18 protein-coding genes and 1 pseudogene are annotated in these 20211 nt (G+C 63.3%); 8 read left to right on the top strand and 11 right to left on the bottom strand.

All coding sequences use genetic code 11. From position 1 onward, the window contains the following. Positions 1-7: 7 nt before the first annotated feature. From ABD906_RS12530 to ABD906_RS12490, 9 genes are all read right to left on the bottom strand, one after another. Positions 8-1003, bottom strand: coding sequence for a LysR substrate-binding domain-containing protein (locus ABD906_RS12530; protein ID WP_345099746.1), 996 nt, complete (start codon positions 1001-1003; stop codon positions 8-10). A 122-nt stretch (positions 1004-1125) separates the two neighbouring features. Further along, positions 1126-2688, bottom strand: coding sequence for an ATP-binding cassette domain-containing protein (locus ABD906_RS12525; RefSeq protein WP_345099745.1), 1563 nt, complete (start codon positions 2686-2688; stop codon positions 1126-1128). Continuing rightward, the gene (locus ABD906_RS12520; RefSeq protein ID WP_345099744.1) at positions 2685-3650 is read right to left on the bottom strand and encodes a branched-chain amino acid ABC transporter permease; all 966 of its coding nucleotides are present in this window, start codon (positions 3648-3650) and stop codon (positions 2685-2687) included. Before ABD906_RS12520 ends, ABD906_RS12525 begins: the two co-directional genes overlap by 4 nt. A gap of 7 nt (positions 3651-3657) precedes the next feature. Then, the gene (locus tag ABD906_RS12515) at positions 3658-4536 is read right to left on the bottom strand and encodes a branched-chain amino acid ABC transporter permease (protein WP_345099742.1); all 879 of its coding nucleotides are present in this window, start codon (positions 4534-4536) and stop codon (positions 3658-3660) included. Positions 4537-4600: 64 nt separating this feature from the next. After that, positions 4601-5860 carry an ABC transporter substrate-binding protein gene (locus ABD906_RS12510; protein WP_345099740.1) on the bottom strand — a complete coding sequence of 420 codons (1260 nt, stop codon included), beginning with the start codon at positions 5858-5860 and terminating at the stop codon, positions 4601-4603. Positions 5861-5907: 47 nt separating this feature from the next. Further along, positions 5908-6516 (bottom strand): glutathione S-transferase, encoded by a 609-nt coding sequence (locus tag ABD906_RS12505; protein WP_345099739.1) that lies wholly within the window; start codon positions 6514-6516, stop codon positions 5908-5910. A gap of 4 nt (positions 6517-6520) precedes the next feature. Then, positions 6521-7252 carry an SDR family oxidoreductase gene (locus ABD906_RS12500; RefSeq protein ID WP_345099737.1) on the bottom strand — a complete coding sequence of 244 codons (732 nt, stop codon included), beginning with the start codon at positions 7250-7252 and terminating at the stop codon, positions 6521-6523. Positions 7253-7694: 442 nt separating this feature from the next. After that, positions 7695-8300, bottom strand: a complete 606-nt coding sequence (locus ABD906_RS12495; protein WP_345099736.1) for a biotin transporter BioY — start codon at positions 8298-8300, stop codon at positions 7695-7697. A gap of 1 nt (position 8301) precedes the next feature. Continuing rightward, positions 8302-8481 carry a hypothetical protein gene (locus tag ABD906_RS12490; protein ID WP_378188681.1) on the bottom strand — a complete coding sequence of 60 codons (180 nt, stop codon included), beginning with the start codon at positions 8479-8481 and terminating at the stop codon, positions 8302-8304. Between the two features lie 14 nt (positions 8482-8495). Here ABD906_RS12490 and ABD906_RS12485 point away from each other — a divergent pair. Next, positions 8496-8621 (top strand): annotated as a pseudogene (locus tag ABD906_RS12485) (cupin domain-containing protein); the annotation flags it as partial. A 114-nt stretch (positions 8622-8735) separates the two neighbouring features. Here the strand turns inward: ABD906_RS12485 and ABD906_RS12480 are convergent. Continuing rightward, positions 8736-9560, bottom strand: coding sequence for a MurR/RpiR family transcriptional regulator (locus ABD906_RS12480; RefSeq protein WP_345099735.1), 825 nt, complete (start codon positions 9558-9560; stop codon positions 8736-8738). A 95-nt stretch (positions 9561-9655) separates the two neighbouring features. Between ABD906_RS12480 and ABD906_RS12475 the strand changes: the two genes are divergently transcribed. The 7 genes from ABD906_RS12475 (at position 9656) to ABD906_RS12445 (ending at position 17658) form a co-directional block, all read left to right on the top strand. After that, positions 9656-10453, top strand: coding sequence for an N-formylglutamate amidohydrolase (locus ABD906_RS12475; RefSeq protein WP_345099734.1), 798 nt, complete (start codon positions 9656-9658; stop codon positions 10451-10453). A gap of 5 nt (positions 10454-10458) precedes the next feature. Beyond that, positions 10459-10971 carry a TRAP transporter small permease subunit gene (locus tag ABD906_RS12470; protein ID WP_345099733.1) on the top strand — a complete coding sequence of 171 codons (513 nt, stop codon included), beginning with the start codon at positions 10459-10461 and terminating at the stop codon, positions 10969-10971. Further along, positions 10968-12293: a TRAP transporter large permease gene (locus tag ABD906_RS12465; RefSeq protein ID WP_345099731.1), complete on the top strand. Its 1326-nt coding sequence runs from the start codon at positions 10968-10970 to the stop codon at positions 12291-12293. Before ABD906_RS12470 ends, ABD906_RS12465 begins: the two co-directional genes overlap by 4 nt. A 104-nt stretch (positions 12294-12397) precedes the next feature. Continuing rightward, the gene (locus ABD906_RS12460; RefSeq protein ID WP_345099730.1) at positions 12398-13462 is read left to right on the top strand and encodes a TRAP transporter substrate-binding protein; all 1065 of its coding nucleotides are present in this window, start codon (positions 12398-12400) and stop codon (positions 13460-13462) included. A 63-nt stretch (positions 13463-13525) separates the two neighbouring features. Continuing rightward, entirely contained in the window at positions 13526-14884 is a 1359-nt protein-coding gene (locus ABD906_RS12455; protein ID WP_345099729.1) for a glutamine synthetase family protein, read from the top strand. 208 nt (positions 14885-15092) lie between these two features. Continuing rightward, entirely contained in the window at positions 15093-16478 is a 1386-nt protein-coding gene (locus tag ABD906_RS12450; protein WP_345099728.1) for an aldehyde dehydrogenase family protein, read from the top strand. 7 nt (positions 16479-16485) lie between these two features. Then, positions 16486-17658, top strand: coding sequence for an iron-containing alcohol dehydrogenase (locus ABD906_RS12445; protein ID WP_345099727.1), 1173 nt, complete (start codon positions 16486-16488; stop codon positions 17656-17658). A 170-nt stretch (positions 17659-17828) separates the two neighbouring features. Here the strand turns inward: ABD906_RS12445 and ABD906_RS12440 are convergent, their stop codons facing one another. After that, a complete protein-coding gene (locus ABD906_RS12440; RefSeq protein ID WP_345099726.1) occupies positions 17829-20207 on the bottom strand; it encodes an aldehyde dehydrogenase family protein in 2379 nt (792 codons plus the stop codon). Positions 20208-20211 lie beyond the last annotated feature (4 nt).

Below are 20211 nucleotides of genomic sequence, written 5' to 3'. Positions count from 1 at the left end.
CCCTATGTCAGACCCCGGATACGGCCCTCGCCTTGTGCATGGGGCGCGCAGGCTTTTCCAGTTCACCGATCCATTCCACGCCAAGCCACCGGCGAGATGTCACTTCCTCATGGACTAGGCCAAGAAGCTCCTCCCGAACCGCAGCGACGGCCGGAGCCAGCGTCTCGCGAGGCGGAGAATAGAGATAGTTGAGCCTGGTCATTGACGCCCCCCGGAAGGGAAGGCAGCGCCACTGCGACGCCTGTGCGGGACCATGCACGTTGATCGCAGCCATGGGCTTCACCGTGGCGCCCATGCCCCTCAGAAGGCATTGCATGAGGATCGACAGGCTGTCGATCTCCGCCACCGGATTGCACGTCAAATTCAGGCGCTCGTATTCGAGATCGACCCTCCGCCTCAGTCCATGCTGGGGGCTGGGCAGAATGAGCGGAATGTCGAGCAGATCAGAAATGGTCACGGAGGTGACGTCGTCGGGAAACAGCTTGTGCTCGCGCGGGTAGACCAGAAAAAGTTCCTCGCGCAGGAAGGGCGTATCTTCCCAGTTCTCGACAGCCGATGGCGTGAAAAGGACGGTCAGGTCCAGATCGCCGGCCAGAGCCAGATTCCGAAGGTTTCCGCTGAGCCCCTCGATCAGGTTGAGAACGATGCCGGGATAGCGCCGGTTTAGTCTCTGCACGAGCTGCACGCCGATCTGCGCCGAGGTGGTGGGAGGCAGGCCCAGCGTGACGCGGCCGGCGATCTGCGTTTCCGCCTCGCGCGTTATGACTAGGGCCTGCTCGATCTGCCTCAGGATGAACTTCGCCTGGCGGTGCAGGGTTATGCCTTTTGCCGTGGGGGTGACGCCACGGCTCGACCGCGTGAACAGCGGAGCACCAACCTCATACTCCAGACGTGCGATCTGCTGGCTGAGCGCCGGCTGGGCAACGTTGAGCTGGCGGGAGGCCTGGGAAAAGCCTCCACAGTCGACGATCGCGACGAAGTACTTGAGTTGCTTGACATCCATTCGCGTGGTGCTCCCCTCCCGAGTCAGCGAGGACGCGCTTGCCCGCCAGACGACCAATTAACAAGTATATTCCGGCTTCTCTCCCCTGGACAATTGCCACGCCTCCTTTCGATCACCGGAGTTCAAAGCCAGAGGATCTTCTTGCGGTATTCCATGTCCTCGCAGAGGGGCTGGGCCGGGCCGCTATGGAACACCCTCCCGTTCTCGAGTGCAAACACCTGATCGGCAAGCGCCAGCACCAGGTCCAGATTGTGCTCCACGATGATGATGGGCACTTCCTGGCGCAGACGGTCGAACACCCTGAAAAGATCCTCGACGACGGCGGGTGCGAGCCCCTCGAACGGCTCGTCGAGCAGCAGCAGGCTCACATTGCCCGAAAGCGCCCGCGCCACGGCCAGCATCTGCTGTTCACCTCCGGACAGGTAATCCGCGTGGCTGTTGATGCGCTCCTTGAGCCGCGGAAAGAACTCGAAGATCCTCTCTTCGCTCCAGACCGTGCCGGTTGATCCATCGGTCGCCCGCGCCAGGCGCCCGAGCGCAAGATTGTCCCGCACGGTCATGCCCGCGAATACACCGCGGCCTTGCGGGACATAGCCGATGCCGGCCCTGGCCATCTGCCAGGCGGGATAACCTGTCACATCAAGGCCGCGCAGAACGAGTTTTCCGTCGGCGGCCTTCACGATGCCAGCGATGGTCTTGAGGAAGGTGGATTTTCCGGCGCCATTCCTGCCGAGCAGGGCCACAATCTCACCTTGCCGAACAGTGATGCTGGCGCCATTGAGGATGTGGCTCTTGCCGTAATAGGTGTGAATGTTTTCGGCCTGCAGGACGATATCGCCGACCTTCGCGGCGCTGTCCCGCCGCCCAACAACAGGCGGGGTTCCGGTACCCGTGTAGATCTCCTGAACCTTCCTGTTGTTGCGGACGACTTCGGGCGATCCATGCACCAAGACATTGCCTTCGTTCATGACGGTGACCTCATGGCCGAACGAAAGCACGCGGTCGATGTCATGCTCCACGATGAGCACCGGAACGTAACGGGACATGGTGGTGATGAGGCGGACGACACGCTCGCGCTCGGCCTGGGCAAGGCCGGCGAGCGGTTCGTCCAGCAGGATGACCCTGGGCTTGGAGGCTAGCGCAATGCCAAGGTCCACCAGCCGCTGGCCACCGTAGGACAGGTCGCTGCACTTCACGTTCTCGATGCCTTCCAGTCCCAAGAAGCGGATGAGCTCGGCAGTCTCGCGATTGACGTACTGCAGCGACCGCGCGTCGCGCCAGACGGCGTAGCGGCGAGAGTCCTTCGCCTGGAACGCAAGACGCAGGTTCTCCTCGATGGTTAGGTTATTGAAGAGAGACGTGATCTGGAACGAACGGGAAAGCCCCGCATGACAGATCTCCTGCGGCGGCAGCCCGGCAATGTCACGTCCAAGCAGCTGCACACGTCCCGTCGCGGGCGTGTAGAGACCGGAAATGAGGTTGAACAGTGTGGTCTTGCCTGCACCGTTGGGACCAATCAGGACATGGATCTGGCCGGACTTGACCGAGAGCGAAGCCTCCTGGACAGCCTTTATACCGCCGAAGCTGATGGACACCTTGTCGACCACCAGCACATCGCCGGCAGCGGGCTGCGGTCGAAGGGGTTCCGGCAGCTCCAGGCCCTCGTAGATCTTGCGGCGGCTCATGGCGGCGCTTTCCTCCGGAAGCGGCCGGAACCGGCGCCAGATCTTCTCGCCGATGCCGACGATACCCCCGGCAGATACATGACGAAGGCGATGAAGATCAGTCCGAACCAGAACATCCAGTTGCTCGTCGTGATGGAGAAGAGCTCCCGGAACAGGATGTAGAAGAGAACGCCGACTCCCGGGCCGAGGATATGCGCATGCATTCCGCCGATGACCACCATGGCCATGAGTTCTCCGGAAAACTCGATCGAGGTGCTCTCGGCGGTGACGATATAATGAAGGAAACCGGATAACGCGCCCGCCAGACCCGTCACGGTCGCTGAAATCACAAAGGCGATGAGCTTGTAGCGCTGGACATCGTAGCCCTGGAATTCGGCCCTCAGCTGGTTCTCGCGGATGGCGACAAGCACCGTTCCGAAGGGTGAGTGAACGAGGCGCAGAAGCGCATAGAGCACGCCAAAGCCAATGACGGCAACAACTGCATAATATGTGAAATTGTTCGCAAGATCGATTGGGCCGATGAAGCCGCGCGTAAACCCGCCGAGCCCGTCCTCGCCGCCGGTGAGCGCCGTCCAGCGATAGGAGACGGTGTAGACGAGCGCAGTGAAAGCCAGAGTGAGGAGCGCGAAATAGACCCCGCGCCGGCGCAGGATGAACCAGCCCACGATGGCCGACATCGCGGCAATGATGATCATGGAGCCGATCACCGGAAGGATGAGCTGATCGGGCAGGAAGTTCTTTTGCAGCAACGCCGCCGCATATCCGCCCATGCCAAACCAGGCGGCATGGCCGAAGCTGATCAGCCCCGTGTAGCCCATCAGGACATTCAGGCCGAGGGTGGCGATACACAGGATCACGACCATCGTCGCTGTGGTTGCCGTCAGCCCGATCGCCTGAAAAACGAAGGGCAGCAGGCACAGAACGATCGCGCCGGTCAGAAGTGTACGGGTCTTGGAACTCATAGCTTCTTCAGCTTTCGAATTTCACCATGCGCTCGCCGAGGAGCCCGCGCGGACGGAGCAGCAGGACAAGGAACATCAGAATGTACATGGAGGCGTCGGCAGCGGCGGGGACGTACTGAACGGTGACGGAACGGACCACGCCCACCAGAATTGCGGACAGCACAACTCCCCAGAATGAGCCCAGCCCGCCGATGATGACGACGATGAATGCGATCGTCAGGATCTCCGATCCCATCGCGGGATGGACCGTCGTGATCGGCGAGAAAAGCGCGCCGCCCACGGCAGCGAGGCCGACACCAATCATCACCACCGTCGTCATGTAGGGTTGCAGCCGGATGCCCAGCGCACCCACCATGTCCGGATTCTGTATGCCTGCCCTGATGACGCGGCCGAAGGAGGTGCGGTTGAGCAGCAGCCAGATTGACGCGAGAAGTGCAATCACCACACCCAGCATGATCAGCCGGTATTTCGAAAAGAGCAGCGGTCCGATCTCCACGCCACCCTTAAGGAAGGATGGCAGCACCTGCGACAGCGGCGAGGCTCCCCAGATCATGCGGATCGCCTGTTCGGCCACCATGGCGAGCCCGAAGGTGACCAGCAGGCTGAGGATCGGATCCTCCCGGTAGAACCGCTGCAGGATGAACCGCTCGAAAAGAATACCCAGAAGGGCGATAAGAAGGGGAGACGCAACGACGGCCGGAACGAAGCCCAGCTTCGGCGTCAGTGTGACGGCCAGATAGGCGCCGAGAGCGTAAAACCCTCCATGCGCCAGGTTCACGATCCCGCCCACAGAAAAGATCATGGACAGCCCGAGGGCGATCAGCAGGTAGTAGCCCGCGAGCACAAGCCCGTTGACGATCTGCTCGAACAGGAAAAAGAGTTGCATGAGCTCATCCCGGTAGCGGGCCCTGCGGAAGCCACCTTTCGCAGGGCCGTTTGACCATCGACCGTTACAGCTTGCAGGCGCCGGTATCCGCCGGATAGATCGACTCCAGGGCCACATCCGGAGCCGGCACCACCTCGCCGAGCTCCAACATGTCATAGACGCTGGTGTAGGTGCCTTCGGACTTCACCGAGAAGGAATAGGCTTCCTGGATCAGCTGGTGATCGAACTTGCGGAAGTAGGCCGGCCGGTTCTTGAGGATGTCGAACTCGACTTCGGACTCGAAGTAGTCGATGATCGCCTCGTTGTCGGTTCCGCCGACAGCCTCGAAAGCCTGCGCGAGGATCTTGCCTGCAATGTACTCGATCCAGGCGTGGTTCTCCGGTACCTCCCCGCTGTAGGCCGCCTTGTAGTCGGCCACGAACTGCTGAGTGCCGGACGTATCGATCGTATCAAACCACACCGTGGGCCAGACACCGCCGAAGTTGCCCATCCCGGCAGCCCATGCGTCCGCAGTGTTCAGGTTGAAGCCCACGGTCGGGATGGACAGGCCGAACTCGGCGTACTGCTTCAGGAAATTGGTAACCTGGTTGCCGCCAAGATTGAGGCACACGATGTCCGGCTGTGCCTGGCGGATCTTCAGAATGTTGGCCGAAAAATCGGTTGCCTCGGTGGGCACCAGCTCGTCGCCGATGAGCTCGGCATTGTTGGCGGCGAAGAAGGCCTTGGCAGCCTTGAGCAGGTCATGCCCAAAGACGTAGTCGGACGTGATGGTAAAGAACCTCTTGCCGTCCACCATGCCCTGCTGCTTCAGCGCCGTGCCGACGGCGTTGACCATAACCGCGTTCGGAATGTCCGTGCAGAACATGTAGCGGCTGCAGCGTTCCGCTCTCAGCACGTCCGAGCGCGGGCCCGTGGCGATGAACAGTTTCCTGTTGCGGGTGGCCACCTCGGCGATCGCCAGCGCCGATGCGGACGAGATCTCGCCGATCAGCACATCGACATTGTCACGCTCGATCATGCGCTGGGCCTTGGCCGAGGCCGTTTCAGGATTGATGGAATCCTCGGCGATGATCTCGATCTTGCGACCATTGACCCCGCCCGCCGCACTGATCTGGTCAACGGCCAGCTTCAGGCCGTTGATCGCATATTGCCCCAGCGTGCCGAGGAATCCCGTAAGCGGCACAAGGTGTCCAAGAACGATCGGCTTTTCCTGTGCCCGAAGAATGGTCGGCGCGGCAATCCCGGCCGCCAGCATTGTGCCAGCGCCCACCCCGGTCTTCAGCACCTGACGCCGGGAAAGGCCCGATTTGCGTTCGATATCCATTTGCTCCTCCCTTTGGCTCCTGTATCAGTCGTTTCGGTAAGTGACAGTCACGCAGATGCCGGGTATTTCGTCTCCCGCATGAGCGCCGTCTGCGCGAAATCCGTCACCCAGTCCGATAGTGCTGGCCACGCGGCGCGCCATTCAAGGTCTGGATGCCGGAAATCGAGGTACTCGAGGGCCGCCGCCGTCGCGAGCGTGCCCAGGTGGGATGCTGCAAGCTGGGGAATGCGCCCCGAAAGGTGGCGGAGAACGGCGTGGATACGCGCCCTCTGGGCGTCAACCCATTGCTGCCAGCGGAGCTCCGCCGGCCTGTCGTTGAGTTCGTAACGGAGGTTGACGGCAGCATCCATCAAACCGTCAGCCAGGGATTCAAGAACAAGTATTTCCCAGGTATCCGCCGTCTCTGAACTGTAGAGACTCGGTCCTTCTCCCCTGCGGTCAAGAAATCTGCAGATCACCCTGCTGTCGTGGATCGGCCCATCCGGCGTGATGAGCACGGGAATCTTCACGAGAGGATTGAATTCTGCGAGTCTCTCGCTCCGATTCACCGGATTGACACGCACCAATTCCAGCTGCAACGGCACACGCCGCTCCAGCGCGGCCATACGAACCTTGCGCGCAAAGGGTGACGCAGGAGAATAGAGGAGCTTCAACATCTTGCTAGACGAGGCCACCATTGGGTTGAATGATCTGACCGCTGATCCAGCTCGCCTTGTCGGAGGCGAGGAACGCGATCACATTCCCGATCTCCTCCGGCCGGCCGACGCGGTTGAAGGGTGACATCGCGGCGGACCGGGCGATCGCCGCCTCATCCTTGCCGGACCGAAAAAGATCGGTGTCCACCGGGCCGGGAGCAACGCAGTTGACTCTCACACCCCTCCCCGCAAGCTCGCGGGCCAGGGAGCGGACCATCGTCTCGACGGCTGCCTTGGTGGCTGCATAGGGTCCGACGCCGGGGACGGCATGCCTGACGAGAGACGTGGTGAGGACAATTATGGTGCCTCCGTCCTGCACCTTCTGCGCGGCGGCCTTCAGAGCGTTGTAAGCTCCCACGATGTTGGTCTCGACAAGAGCCCAGAAATTCGCGTCATCGAAGTTCGCGAGGGGAGCGGGCGGAACATTGATGCCGGCGCTGACGACAACGCAATCGAGCCCGCCAAGCCGCCGCTCGGCCTCTGCAAAGGCCGCCCCACGCTGGCCGCATCGCGCACATCCGCCGCAATCGACCCTGCGGAGCCGGACGTCGAAGTGAACTCCACCTGCCAGCCGACAGCGCGCAGCGCCTCGACAGCCGCCGACCCAATTCCTCGAGAGCCCCCGACAACCAGAGCTGTCTTCGCCATCGCTGCACCTCCTCCATGACGGCCACGAGATCTGGCAGCCGCCTCCCACCAACCCCTTGTTGAGGTGTAACGTGCTCGCTTTTTTTCATTTTCGCCAATACGAATTCCAATGAGGTCCATAAGCCGATCATATGGAGCGCCGTGCGCGCCGGCGTTGGTTGGCAGTCTCGCAAGCGTGCGGCGTCGGTGAGGACAATGCGGGTACGATGCCATCCGGGTACGAGGTCTTGTTACCGCTCCGGCGCCCGTTCCTCGATTACGGGTGGCATCTGCGATGGAGCTCATTCCGGGAGCAGAAAGGGGGCAATTCGCCGGCGTCTGGCATTGGCAGAGCGATCGATGGTCGCCAAAGGGCGTCCATTGACCCTCTGCAACAAAATTGCGGGCGCCAGGGATGTTTCCCTGACGCCCTGTGACTCAATAAAGGCAGAAGATGATCCGGTCGGGGACCAACAGGGCCCGCAGACCTCACCCCAGCGCGGTGAGCAAGCCTACTTCCGGCGCAGCTCTGGGCGCGTACCGACCAGCTGCCAGGCCAAGGGCAGTATCAGCGCGGCAAGGGCCAGTTTCGTCAGATCACCGAGAGCGAACGGAAACAGGCCCAGTGCGAGAACCGGCTTGTCCCAGCCGATCACTGCACCCAGCCAGGCCAGTCCAAACGTATGGATGACCACGTTGCCAGCGAGCATGGCAAAGGCGGTCTTCATGATGCTGCGGTCCCATCCCCGTTCGGCCAACCATCCACACAGGGCGGCCGCCGGCAGATAGCCCAGGAGATAGCCACCCGTCGGCCCCATCACATAGGCAAGGCCAATGCCGCGTTCCGGCGTGCCGGCAAACACGGGAAGTCCAAAGGCGCCTTGAGCAAGGTACAGGGCAACCGCAGCCGCCGCCAGGCGCCAGCCGAAAGCCATGCCGAGGGTCAGCACAACAAGGGTCTGCATCGTCATCGGCACGGGATAGAGCGGCACCTGGATCTTGGCAGAGGCCCAGAGGACGAGCGAACCTCCAACCACAAGCGTCAGCCTTACGGCGCGGGAGACATTCAGGCCAAACAGCCTGCTGGCAAGCGTCGGATGAGTTACGGCAGTCAACATGTCAGACCTCCTGCAGTTTCAATTTCCAGCAGCTGCGCCCCACCAGCACGCGGTAGCGGAACTGGTCGATGATGACGGCAAGGATAAGAAGTCCGCCCAGCAGAATTATCTGCAGATATGATCCGATCTGGGCGATGTTCATTCCATTCTGAACCAGCACGATGAAGAAGGCGCCCAGCACCGCGCTCTCCGCACGACAGGACGGAGGTGCTTCGTGCCGGCGACGCCTACCAGTTTCCCTCTACGCGGCCGCACCGCTTCCGCAACATCGGCAAGGAGACCTGCGCCATCATCTCTGCCTGCACGCCACCAACATTCTAAGCTTGAAGCGTCTGCAGAAACGGATGCACGCTCCGCCCCCGGCATGTGCCCCCGTTCTGCCGACAGCGCGAAACTGGCGGTCGCGTCAAAGGCTGCCTGCCCGCAACGCGGTGGCTATTCGTTGGCGCTGATGCGCTGAGAGGCCGTAGGCCAGGCAAGTTCCGTCGTGCGCGCGATCAGCGCCTCCACCAGCGCGAACATGGCCGTATTCGCGTCCCATGTCCGGTCGATCGACACGCGGCACGGCAGAACCACCTTGGCAAAGCGGGCGGCGGGCGAGATCCATTCGTCGGTGATCAGCACCACGAAGGCGCGGCGGTCGCGCATCAGCTTGACGGTATCCAGCATCTCGGGATCATAGCGGCGCATGTCGAACAGTATCGCCGTGTCGCCCGCCTTCACGTCCAGCAGCTGGTCGACACGTGCCGCCATGCGGCCGTCCAGACGCCGCACGCCCGGACGCACGAGACGCAAATGCGCTTCCATGTAGGCGGCCAGAGCATCGGTGAAGCGGCCGCCGGCCAGATGGCAGGCACGCCTGGTGTCGGCCAGGCGGCGGCAGGCGGAGTCAAACTCGGCCTGCGGGATACGGCTCGCCGTCGCCGAAATGTTGGCCGCGAGCTGAGCGGCAAAAGCCGTAAGAAAGTTTCCGCTCTCCTGTCGCGGCCTGTTGCGGCTGCGCTGGAGCGGCGACTGGGTCCGCGCCTGCAATTCATCGCGCAGGGCGCGCTGGAAATCGGGATAGGACCTGAAGCCGAGCCGGGCGATGAAACGTAGAACGGTGGCCGGGCTCGCGCCCGCCTGCTTGGCGAATTCGGCGACCGGCGCAAGGCCGAGCATCGGATAGTTCGCCAGCAGCCCGCGCGCGGCACGCCGCTCCGCCGACGTCAGCTGTTCGATCGCTTCGTGGATCCTTTCCTCCACGGTCATCTCGGCCATCGGCCCCATCCCAATGTGAAACGTATGTTTCAGTATTGACAGTTTTTGCGGTTCTGGAATTACATGATCATGGAGAGGGAGAAAAGGGTGGGAGAGTGAGTGCTTCAGAAGAAAGCGTCGTCGGCGTTGTGAACCCTTACGGGGCCTCGCCTTTCCTGCTGGTCTGCGACCACGCATCAAACCGTATTCCGGACAGGTATGGCACGCTGGGGTTGAGCGAGGGGGAGCGTGTCAGCCATGCCGCCTGGGACCCGGGCGCACTGGGGCTTAGCCTAGTCCTGGGCGGCATCCTTGATGCGACGCTTGTTCATTCGAACGTGTCGCGTCTCATCATCGACTGCAATCGGACATTCGACGCGCCGGGACTGATCTCCACGCAATCGGAGCTCATCCGCATCCCGGCGAACGAGAACCTGGACGAGGCCGAACGCCAGTTCCGCATCGCCAACTACTACCAGCCGTATCATGACGCGGTGGCGGCTGCGGTCCGCCAGCGCAAGGCCGAGGGCAAGGAAACGATCCTCGTTTGCGTGCATTCCTTCACGCCGGTCTATTTCGGCAAGCCGCGGCCCTGGCCGGCGGGCATCATCCACGGAAGCGACGAACGCTTCTCGGCGGCGGTGCGGGATGCCCTGCAGGCGGAGAGCCCGGACCTTCTCGTGGGCTGGAACGAGCCCTATTCGCGCGCCGACGGCGTCACGCTGACACTTGAACGGCACGGCGACGCCAATGGGCTCGACTCCGTCATGATCGAGGTTCGCAACGACGAGCTGGCCACGCCCGACGGCATCCTGACCTGGGGCAGAAGGCTCGCCACCGCGCTGCACACGGCGCGGGCCGCTCGCGCAACGGAAACAGAAAACGCAGAAAGACTTGCAAGAGGGGAAGGGTAAAGAGGGTGCCCAGGGCAATCCGACTTTACGTCCATTACGTGGATCTCGTGAACCACCGCATCGGGCGGGTCGCGATGTATCTGCTCTTTGTGCTGATTGGCGTTCTTCTCTACTCGACCGCATCGCGGGCGTTTCTCGGCGTTCCCGTGAACTGGTCGCTGGAAATGAGCCAGTTCCTGCTTTCCGCCTACTATCTCGTCGGCGGGGCCTATTCGCTGCAGCTCGACTCGCATGTGCGCATGGACCTCTTTTACAGCCGGCTGTCGCCAGGCAAGCGCGCAACGCTCGATGCCTTCACGATCCTCTTCGTGATCTTCTACGTGATCGTGCTGTTCTGGGGCGGCGTGTCCAGCACCACCTATGCCATTGAGTACGGCCAGAAGAACTACACGTCCTGGGCACCGTTGCTGTGGCCCATCAAGGCGGTGATGACGCTCGGCATCTTCCTGATGCTGCTGCAGCTGATCTCGACCTTCTTCAAGGACCTGGCCCACGCATTAGGGAAGCCGATCGCATGAGCTCGGAACTCATCACACTATTCATGTTCACCAGCATGATGGTGCTGCTGATGACCGGGCAGCGCGTGTTTGGCGTGATCGGATTCGTTGGCTCGGCAGCGGCACTGGCCCTGTGGGGCACCGGCTCGGCGGAGCTTCCCTTCAACGCCAGCTTCCAGGTGCTGAACTGGTATCCGCTGATCACGGTACCGATGTTCGTCTTCATGGGCTTCATGTTCTCGGAGTCCGGCATGGCGAACAACCTGTACCGCATGTTCCACGTCTGGTTCGCAGACCTGCGGGGCGGGCTGGCGCTGGGCACCATCGGCCTCATGGTGCTGATCGCCTGCATGAACGGCCTCAGCGTGGCCGGCATGGCGATCGGGGCAACGGTGGCCCTGCCCGCGCTTCTGAAGCATGGCTACAACAAGGTCATGGTGACTGGCGTTATCCAGGCGGGTAGCTCGCTGGGCATCCTCGTACCGCCGAGCGTGGTTCTGGTGCTCTACGCGATGATCGCGCGCCAGCCGGTACTGCAGCTCTGGCTCGCCGGCGTGTTCCCTGGCCTTTTGATGGCTACGCTGTTCGCGCTTTACATCTACATCCGCTGCCGCATCAACCCGGAACTCGCGCCTGCCATGCCGAAGGAAGAGCGCGATGCCATCACCCCGGCGGAGAAGTTCCGCCTGCTCGGCGCGGGCGTACTGCCGCTCATGGTCTTCCTTGTCATGATGGGCCTGTTCCTGTCGGGCATGACCAGCCTGGTGGAGAGCGCGGCCGTCGGCGCGCTGCTGTCGATCCTGTCGGTGGTTTTCTCCGGCCGTTTCACATGGCGGGTGTTCGAGGTGAGCACGAGGAACACGCTCAGCATCAGCTGCATGTTCCTCTGGATCATCCTGGCGGCGCTGTGCTTCGGCGCGGTCTACGACGGCCTGGGCGCAGTGCGCGCAATCCGGACGCTGCTGCTCGAGACGCTCGACGCCGGTCCGTGGACGATCCTCATCCTGATGCTGCTGTCGTTCATCGTACTCGGGATGTTCCTGGACGACACGGCGATGCTCGTCATCGTGGCGCCACTCTACGTGCCGCTGGTGAGGTCGCTTGGTTTCGATCCGATCTGGTTCGGCATCCTTTACACCATCACCTGCCAGATCGCGTACATCACGCCGCCGTTCGGCTACAACCTGTTCCTGATGAAGGCGATGGCACCGCCCGAGATCACGCTGGGCGACATCTACCGGTCGATCGTTCCGTTCGTCGGCCTGATGATTTTGACGATCATTATCCTCATGGTGTTCCCGGACATCGCCCTATGGCTGCCCAACTGGTGGACCGGCCGATAGCCCGGAAACGCCTTGCGCGAAGGAGGTGAGAGGAACACAGTACGGAGAAAACCAGGAGCTGCAGAAACGGCAGTCCGCTCACAACAACGAAAGGGGAACCGGACATGAGCGAGAACAAAGTTACGAAACGCGACTTTATCCGCAATGCTGGCCTGGCGACCGCAGGCGCTGTCGGTGCGACATTGGCAACGCCGAACATCGTCCGCGCGCAGAGCCCGATCCGCTGGCGTATGCAGACCTATGCCGGCCCGGCTCTGGCCGAACACGTCATCAAGCCCGCGATCGACGCCTTCAACAAGGCGGCCAACGGCGAGATGGTCATCGAGCTCTACACCGCCGACCAGCTCGTGCCGCAGGGCGAGCTGTTCCGCGCCGTCCAGCAGGGCACGATCGATGCCGCCCAGAGTGACGACGACTCCATGGCCGCGCCGGTCGACGTGGCCGTCTTCGGCGCCTATTTCCCGTTCGCCTCGCGCTACAGCCTCGATGTCCCGGTGCTGTGGCACTGGTATGGCCTCAAGGAGATCTGGGAAGAGGCATACAGCGAGGTGCCGGGCGTGACGTGGCTGTCCGCCGGCGCGTGGGACCCGTGCAACTTCGCCACGACCAAGCCTATCCGCAGCCTCGAGGACCTCAAGGGCCTGCGCGTCTTCACCTTCCCGACGGGCGGGCGCTTCCTCAGCCGCTTCGGCGTCGTGCCGGTCACGCTGCCGTGGGAAGACATCGAGGTCGCCATCCAGACCGGCGAGATCGACGGCATCGCCTGGTGCGGCGCGACCGAGACCTACACGGTCGGCTGGGCGGACGTGACGAAGTACTACCTCACCAACAACATCAGCGGCGCCTGGGCCGGCTCTTTCTTCGCCAACACCGAAAAGTGGCAGGCCGTTCCGGATCACCTCAAGACACTGTTCCAGCTCGCGATGGACTCCTCGCACTACTACCGCCAGCACTGGTACTGGTGGGGCGAAGCCCATTACCGCACCACCGGCGGCAAGCTGGAGCTGACCACTATTCCCGAGAGCGAATGGAAGCAGGTGGAGGACGAGGCGATGGCCTTCTGGGAAGAGATCGCCGCGACCAGCGAACGCAACAAGCGCGTCGTCGAGATTCTCAAGAAGTATCTCGAGACGATGCGCAAGGCTGGCGCTCCGTACCGTTACTCCTGAGAAAGCGGGGCCGGCCGCGCATGAGGCCCGGCCGGCCCTTCCCCATCTGGCAAGGAACAACGAATGACCGCCTACACGCTTGAAGCGCTCAAGGCCGACGTCTCTGCGGGTGTCATCGACACCGTTCTGGTTGCCTTTCCCGACATGCAGGGGCGCCTGATCGGCAAGAGATTCCAGGCTGAATATTTCCTCGAAAGCGCGCTGGAGGAGACCCACGGCTGCAATTACCTGCTGGCCGACGACATCGACATGGAGCCAGTCCCCGGCTATGCCGCGGCAAGCTGGGAGAAGGGCTATGGCGATTTCGTCATGAAGCCCGACCTGTCGACCCTCATGAAGACCACATGGCTCGACTGCACGGCGCTGGTGCTCTGCGACGTGCTCGACCACCACGGTCACCCACTACCGCATTCGCCGCGAGCCATCCTGAAGGCGCAGCTCGCCAGGCTCGAAAAGCTGGGGCTCACTGCCAACATGGCCTCCGAACTCGAGTTCTACCTCTTCGACGAGGACTACCGGACGATCCACGAGAAGGATTACCGGGACATCAAGACGGCCGGCTACTACATCGAGGACTACCACATCTTCCAGACGACCAAGGAAGAGCCGGTCATGCGGGCCATCCGCCGGCACCTGCAGGCTTCGGGAATTCCGGTGGAGAATTCCAAGGGCGAATGGGGTCCGGGCCAGGAAGAAATCAATGTGCGCTACGCCGACGCACTGACGATGGCGGACCGGCACGTGGTGCTCAAGAACGCAGTGAAGGAAATCGCCCATGCCCAGGGCAAGGCGGTGACTTTCATGGCCAAATGGCGGTATGACCTGGCCGGTTCGTCCGGGCACATCCACATCTCGCTCGCCAGGGACGGGAAGAACATCTTCCTCGACGAGAAGGATCCGCTGGGCATGTCCGAGACGATGAAGCATTTCGTGGCGGGCCTGGTGAAGTATGCGCCGGACGTCACGGTGTTCCTGGCGCCCTATGTCAATTCCTACAAGCGGTTCCAGGCCGGCACCTTCGCTCCGACGACGCTCACCTGGAGCCAGGACAACCGCACCGCGGGCTTCCGGCTGTGCGGAGAAAACAGCAAGGGCATCCGCATCGAGTGCCGCATCGGCGGCGCCGACCTCAATCCCTACCTCGCCTTCGCCGGCCTGCTGGCGGCGGGCCTCAAGGGAATGGAGGAGAAGCTGCCGCTTGATCCGCCCTTCTCCGGTGACGCCTATTCCGTCGGCGAGCTGCCGCAGATACCGAAGACCCTGCGGGACGCAATCGTGGCGCTCGAGGGCTCCACGATGCTGCGCGAGGCGATGGGTGATGCGGTGGTGGACCACTACGTCCATACGGCGAAATGGGAACAGCTCGAGTACGACCGCCGCGTGACGGACTGGGAACTGAAGCGCGGCTTCGAGCGCTACTAGACAATTGAGGTTTTCGCATGCGCGCCGTTAACCTCAACGGGTGACAGCCCAGCGGCCCTCGCCCCCGACGCAACGAAGGGTGAGGACCCGATGATCACCAACGCTCTTCACCTCATCCTTCGACAAGCTTCGGGATGAGGTGTGGAGGAACCGGCCTCTCCTGGCTTTCAAGAGGAAGCGCGACCCTGATGGTTTCAGGATAGATCAGATGACACAACAAACGATAAAGATCATTTCGCCCATCGATGGCTCCGTCTATGCGGAGCGCACCTGCGCCACCCCCGAACAGATCGAGGCGGCGGTCAACCGCGCCCGGGCCGCCCAGCGCGCCTGGGCGGCCACCGGCCTCGCCGAGCGCACTGCGGCGCTTACGCGCTTCACCGACGCGCTGCTCGCCATGAACGACGAGATCGTGCCGGAGCTTGCCTGGCAGATGGGCAGGCCCGTGCGCTATGGCGGCGAGAAGCGTGGCCTGGAAGAACGCGCACGCTACATGATCTCCATCGCGGAAGAGGCGCTGGCGCCGCTCGAAAAGAAGGACAAGCCCGGCTTCGTCCGCTACATCCGCCGCGAGCCGCTCGGACTCGTGCTGGTGATTGCGCCGTGGAACTATCCGTTCCTCACGGCCATCAACTCCATCGTGCCGGCGCTGATCGCGGGCAACGCGGTGCTGCTCAAGCACGCCAGCCAGACGCTGCTGGTGGGCGAACGCTTCCAGAAGGCCGCCGACGCCGCCGGCCTGCCGGAGGGCCTGTTCTGCAACATCGTGATGGATCACGAGAGCACCGAGAAGCTGATTGCATCCGGCCGCATCGACCACATTTCCTTCACCGGATCGGTGGAGGGCGGCCGGAGGATCGAACGGGCAGCCGCGGGCACCTTCGCCACGCTGGGGCTGGAGCTCGGCGGCAAGGATCCGGCCTATGTACGGCGGGACTGCGACCTCGCCTACACGGTCGAGAACCTCGTGGATGGCTCCTTCTTCAACTCGGGCCAGAGCTGCTGCGGCATCGAGCGCATCTATGTGGATGCCGCCATCCATGACGAGTTCCTGGAGCGGTTCGTCGAGACGGCGAAGGGATGGACGCTCGGCAACCCGCTCGACCCGGATACGGTCGTCGGGCCGATGGCGCGGGCCAATTTCGCCGATCTCGTCCGCCGGCAGATCGACGAGGCCGTGCGCCAGGGCGCGGTCGCCCATCTCGACACGAAGCATCCCGAGGACCGGGAGGGCTCGCCGTATCTGGCGCCGCAGGTGCTGTCGAATGTCAACCACCAGATGTCCGTCATGCGCGAGGAGAGCTTCGGCCCGGTGGTGGGCATCATGAAGGTCTCCGGCGACGAGGAAGCCATCACGCTGATGAACGACAGCCCCTACGGCCTCACCGCCTCGATCTGGACGAAGGATCTGGAAGCGGCGGCGCGCATCGGCGCGCGGATCGAGACGGGCACCGTGTTCGCCAACCGCTGCGACTATCTCGACCCGGCGCTGGTCTGGACGGGCGTCAAGGACACCGGCAAGGGCGGCGCGCTGAGCGAGATCGGCTACCACAACCTTACCCAACCCAAGTCGTACCACCTGAAAGAAGTCTGATCCCCCGATGACCATCAAAGCCAACTGGAACTATCCCACCACCGTCCGCTTTGGCGCGGGCCGCATCGCGGAACTGCCGGACGCGCTGAAGGCTGCCGGAATCTCCAAGCCGCTGCTCGTGACCGACGCGGGGCTCGCCAATCTTCCAGTCACCCAGAGGGTGCTCGGCATCCTGCGCGACGCGGGTTACGAGGCCGCGATCTTCTCCGACGTGAAACCGAACCCCGTTGCCTCCAATGTCGAGGCGGGCATTGCCGTACTGCGCAAGGGCGCCCATGATGGCGTCATCGCCTTCGGCGGCGGCTCGGGCCTCGACACGGCCAAGGTGATTGCCTTCATGGCCGGCCAGACGCGTCCCATGTGGGACTTCGAGGACATCGGCGACTGGTGGACCCGCGCTGATCCGAACGGAATCCTGCCGATCGTGGCGGTTCCCACCACTGCGGGCACGGGTTCTGAAGTCGGCCGTGCGGGCGTGATCACCGACGAGACGACGCACACCAAGAAGGTGATTTTCCACCCGCTAATGATGCCGAAGGTGGTGATCGCCGATCCGGAGCTCACCGTCGGCATGCCGCGCTTCATCACCGTGGGCACGGGCTTCGACGCGCTCGCCCACTGCATCGAGGCCTATTGCGCGCCGGGCTATCATCCGATGGCCGACGGCATCGCCGTCGAGGGCATCCGGCTTGCGATGGAGAACCTGCCGAAGGTTGCCGCCAAGCCCGACGACATCGAGGCGCGCGGCCACATGATGAGCGCCGCGGCGATGGGAGCCACGGCCTTCCAGAAGGGTCTCGGCGGTATCCACGCCCTGTCGCACCCGATCGGCGCGCTCTATGACACGCATCATGGCATGACCAATGCCGTGTTCATGCCCTATGTGCTGGTGGCTAACCGCCCGGCGATCGAGGATCGGATCAAGCGGCTCGCCGCCTATCTCGGCCTGGAGCCCACCTTCGAGGCTTTCCTGAAGGCCATCCTCGACCTGCGCAAGGAGCTCGACGTGCCGCACACGGTGAAGGAGCTTGTCCAGGGCGAGAGCATCGACGCGGCCCAGCGCGACCGCATCGGCGAGATGGCGATCGTTGACCCGACGGCGGGTGGCAATCCGGTCAAGTTCACCAAGGAATTCGCGCTGGAGACCTTCGACCGCGCCATGGAGGGACGGCTGGACTGACTTCCCGCCAGCCGGGCTTCCGATAACTCTCCGCAATAACGAGAGCGCCGGCTGCCTTGAGCAGCCGGCGTTCTTGTCAAACGGACTTCCGTTGCTGCGCGGACGGGTTCCTCCGGTTGACCGCGATCTTCAATCAGACGCGGACGGAGATCCGGCGCGACAATCCAATGTCATGCCCCATAGGGTACCCAGATCGTCTTCACCTGCGTGGCACGGTCAAGCCACTCAGGGCCGCGGGCGACAGCATCGTCCACCCAGTCGATGGCAAGGCCGTTGTTCGTCCACACCTGCTTGAGATTGCCAGCAGACAGGCGCTCCACTTCGGCGGCGCCCTCAGCGGTGCCGCAGTACCAGAGGCCGTTGACGGCATCGTGTTCAGCCAGCACCTTGGCCAGCGTGTCGCGGTCGCCGGTGACCAGGTTCACCACGCCCGCCGGAACATCCGAGGTGTCGAGCAGCTGGTAGAGCGGCTGGACGATCAGCGCACAAGCCGGCGACGGCACGGCAACCACGCGGTTGCCCGTGGCGATCAGCGGCAGCACCAGCGACATGAGCGAAAGCAGCGGCGACTGATCGGGCGCGGCGACACCGACGATGCCAATCGGCTCCTTCACCGAGAGGGTGAGATGGCGCGGCTTGGCAGCGTGGATGAGGCCGTCGTGCTTGTCGGCCATGCCGGCATAATAGAAGCAGCGCTCCAGCGTCTGGCGCACCTCCGCCGCGGCCTTCTCCTTCGAGACGCCCGTCATCCGCTGGAGCAGAGCAGCCACCTCGGCGGCGCGGGCGGAGAGGTTCTCCGCAAGATAGTAGAGCACCTGCGCGCGGTTGTGCGCGTTTCCGGCCCAGGAAGCCGCCTTGGCCGCCGCTTCCACGGCGTTGCGGATGTCCTTGCGGTTGGAGATGGGCGCGAGCCCCAGGATTTCGCCGCTCGGATCGCGCACCGCATAGCTCGCACCGCCATCGGGACGGGCCTGCTTGCCGCCGATGTAGTTCTTCATCGTGCGGTCGATGTAGGTGGCAACCGCGCCTTCCGTCTGCGGCATCGCGGTGAGGTCAGCCGGGACGATCTCGGCGGGAGCAGCCTTCCTGACGCTACGCTTGAGGTAGCCGAGCATGCCCTCGCGCGCGCCCTCGCGGCCGTAGCCACTTTCCTTGTAGCCGCCGAACGGTGCGTTGGCGTCGAAGATGTTGGTGGCGTTGATCCACACCACGCCCGCCTTCACGCGCGCGGCAAGCTCCGTCGCCCCGTTGATGTTCTCCGACCAGATGGAGGCGGCAAGGCCATAGGACGTGTTGTTGGCGAGCTGCACCGCCTCATCGACCGTGCGGAAGGTCATGGTGACTGCAATGGGTCCGAAGATCTCCACCTGAGAGACCGTGGCGGACGGCTCGGTGTCCGCGAAGAAGCCGGGGGCGATGAAGCGACCGCGTTCAGGCAGCGGGCAGGACGACTGCTCGAGCCGGTAGCCCTCCGCCTTCGCGCCCTCCAGAAGGCCCATGATGCGCGCCTTCTGACCGGCAGAAACAATGGCGCCCATATCGGTCGACTTGTCGAGCGGATCGCCCACGCGCAGGCGCTCCATGCGGGCGCGCAGCTTGGCGAGGAAGCGGTCGGCAATCCCCTCCTGCAGGATCAGGCGGGAGCCGGCGCAGCAGACCTCTCCCTGATTGAACCACACGCCCTCGACCACGCCCTCCACGGCAGCGTCAAGGTCGGCATCGGCGCAGACGATGAAGGGCGACTTGCCGCCAAGTTCCAGCGACAGCTTCTTGCCCGAACCGGCCGTGGCGCGGCGGATTTCGCGGCCAACGGCAGTCGAGCCCGTGAAGGCAATCTTGGCGATGTCGGGATGGCGGACGATGAGCGCGCCGGTGGCGCCGCCACCGTGAACGATGTTGACCACACCCTTCGGCAGGCCGATCTCCACCAGAAGCTCGGCAAAGGCGATGGCGGTGAGCGGCGTAAGGTCCGCCGGCTTCAGCACTACCGTGTTGCCTGCGGCGAGCGCCGGGGCGATCTTCCAGGCCAGCATCAGCAGCGGGAAGTTCCACGGGATGATCTGGCCGCAAACGCCGAGGGCCTCATGGCCGGGGAACTCGGTGTCAATGGCCGCCGCCCAGCCCGCGTGGTGGTAGAAATGGCGGATGGCGAGCGGAATGTCGGCGTTGCGCGTCTCCTTGATCGGCTTACCGTTGTCGATGCTCTCGAGCACCGAGAAGAAGCGCTCGCGCTGCTGCAGGTGTCTGGCGATCGCGTAGAGATAGCGCGCGCGCTCGAAGCCAGGCAGCCTCGACCAGGCGGGGAAAGCTTCCTTCGCTGCGGCGACGGCCGCGTTGACCTCGGCTTCCGTGCCTTCTGGAATACGGGCGATGACCTCGCCCGTCGCCGGGTTCTCGACCTCGATCGAGGCATTTCCGGCACCGGTGAAGCTGCCGTCGATGAAGTGGCCGAACACGCGACCGCGGCTTTCCAGCCACGCCTCAACGTCGGTCGATGCTTCCGGAGCCGGGCCGTAATCCATGGTTTCCATAATGTCCTTGATGTTCATCTCT

The organism is Chelativorans composti (genome assembly GCF_039541695.1).
Lineage (GTDB): Bacteria > Pseudomonadota > Alphaproteobacteria > Rhizobiales > Rhizobiaceae > Chelativorans > Chelativorans composti.
This window is presented reverse-complemented; position numbering and strand designations above follow the sequence as displayed.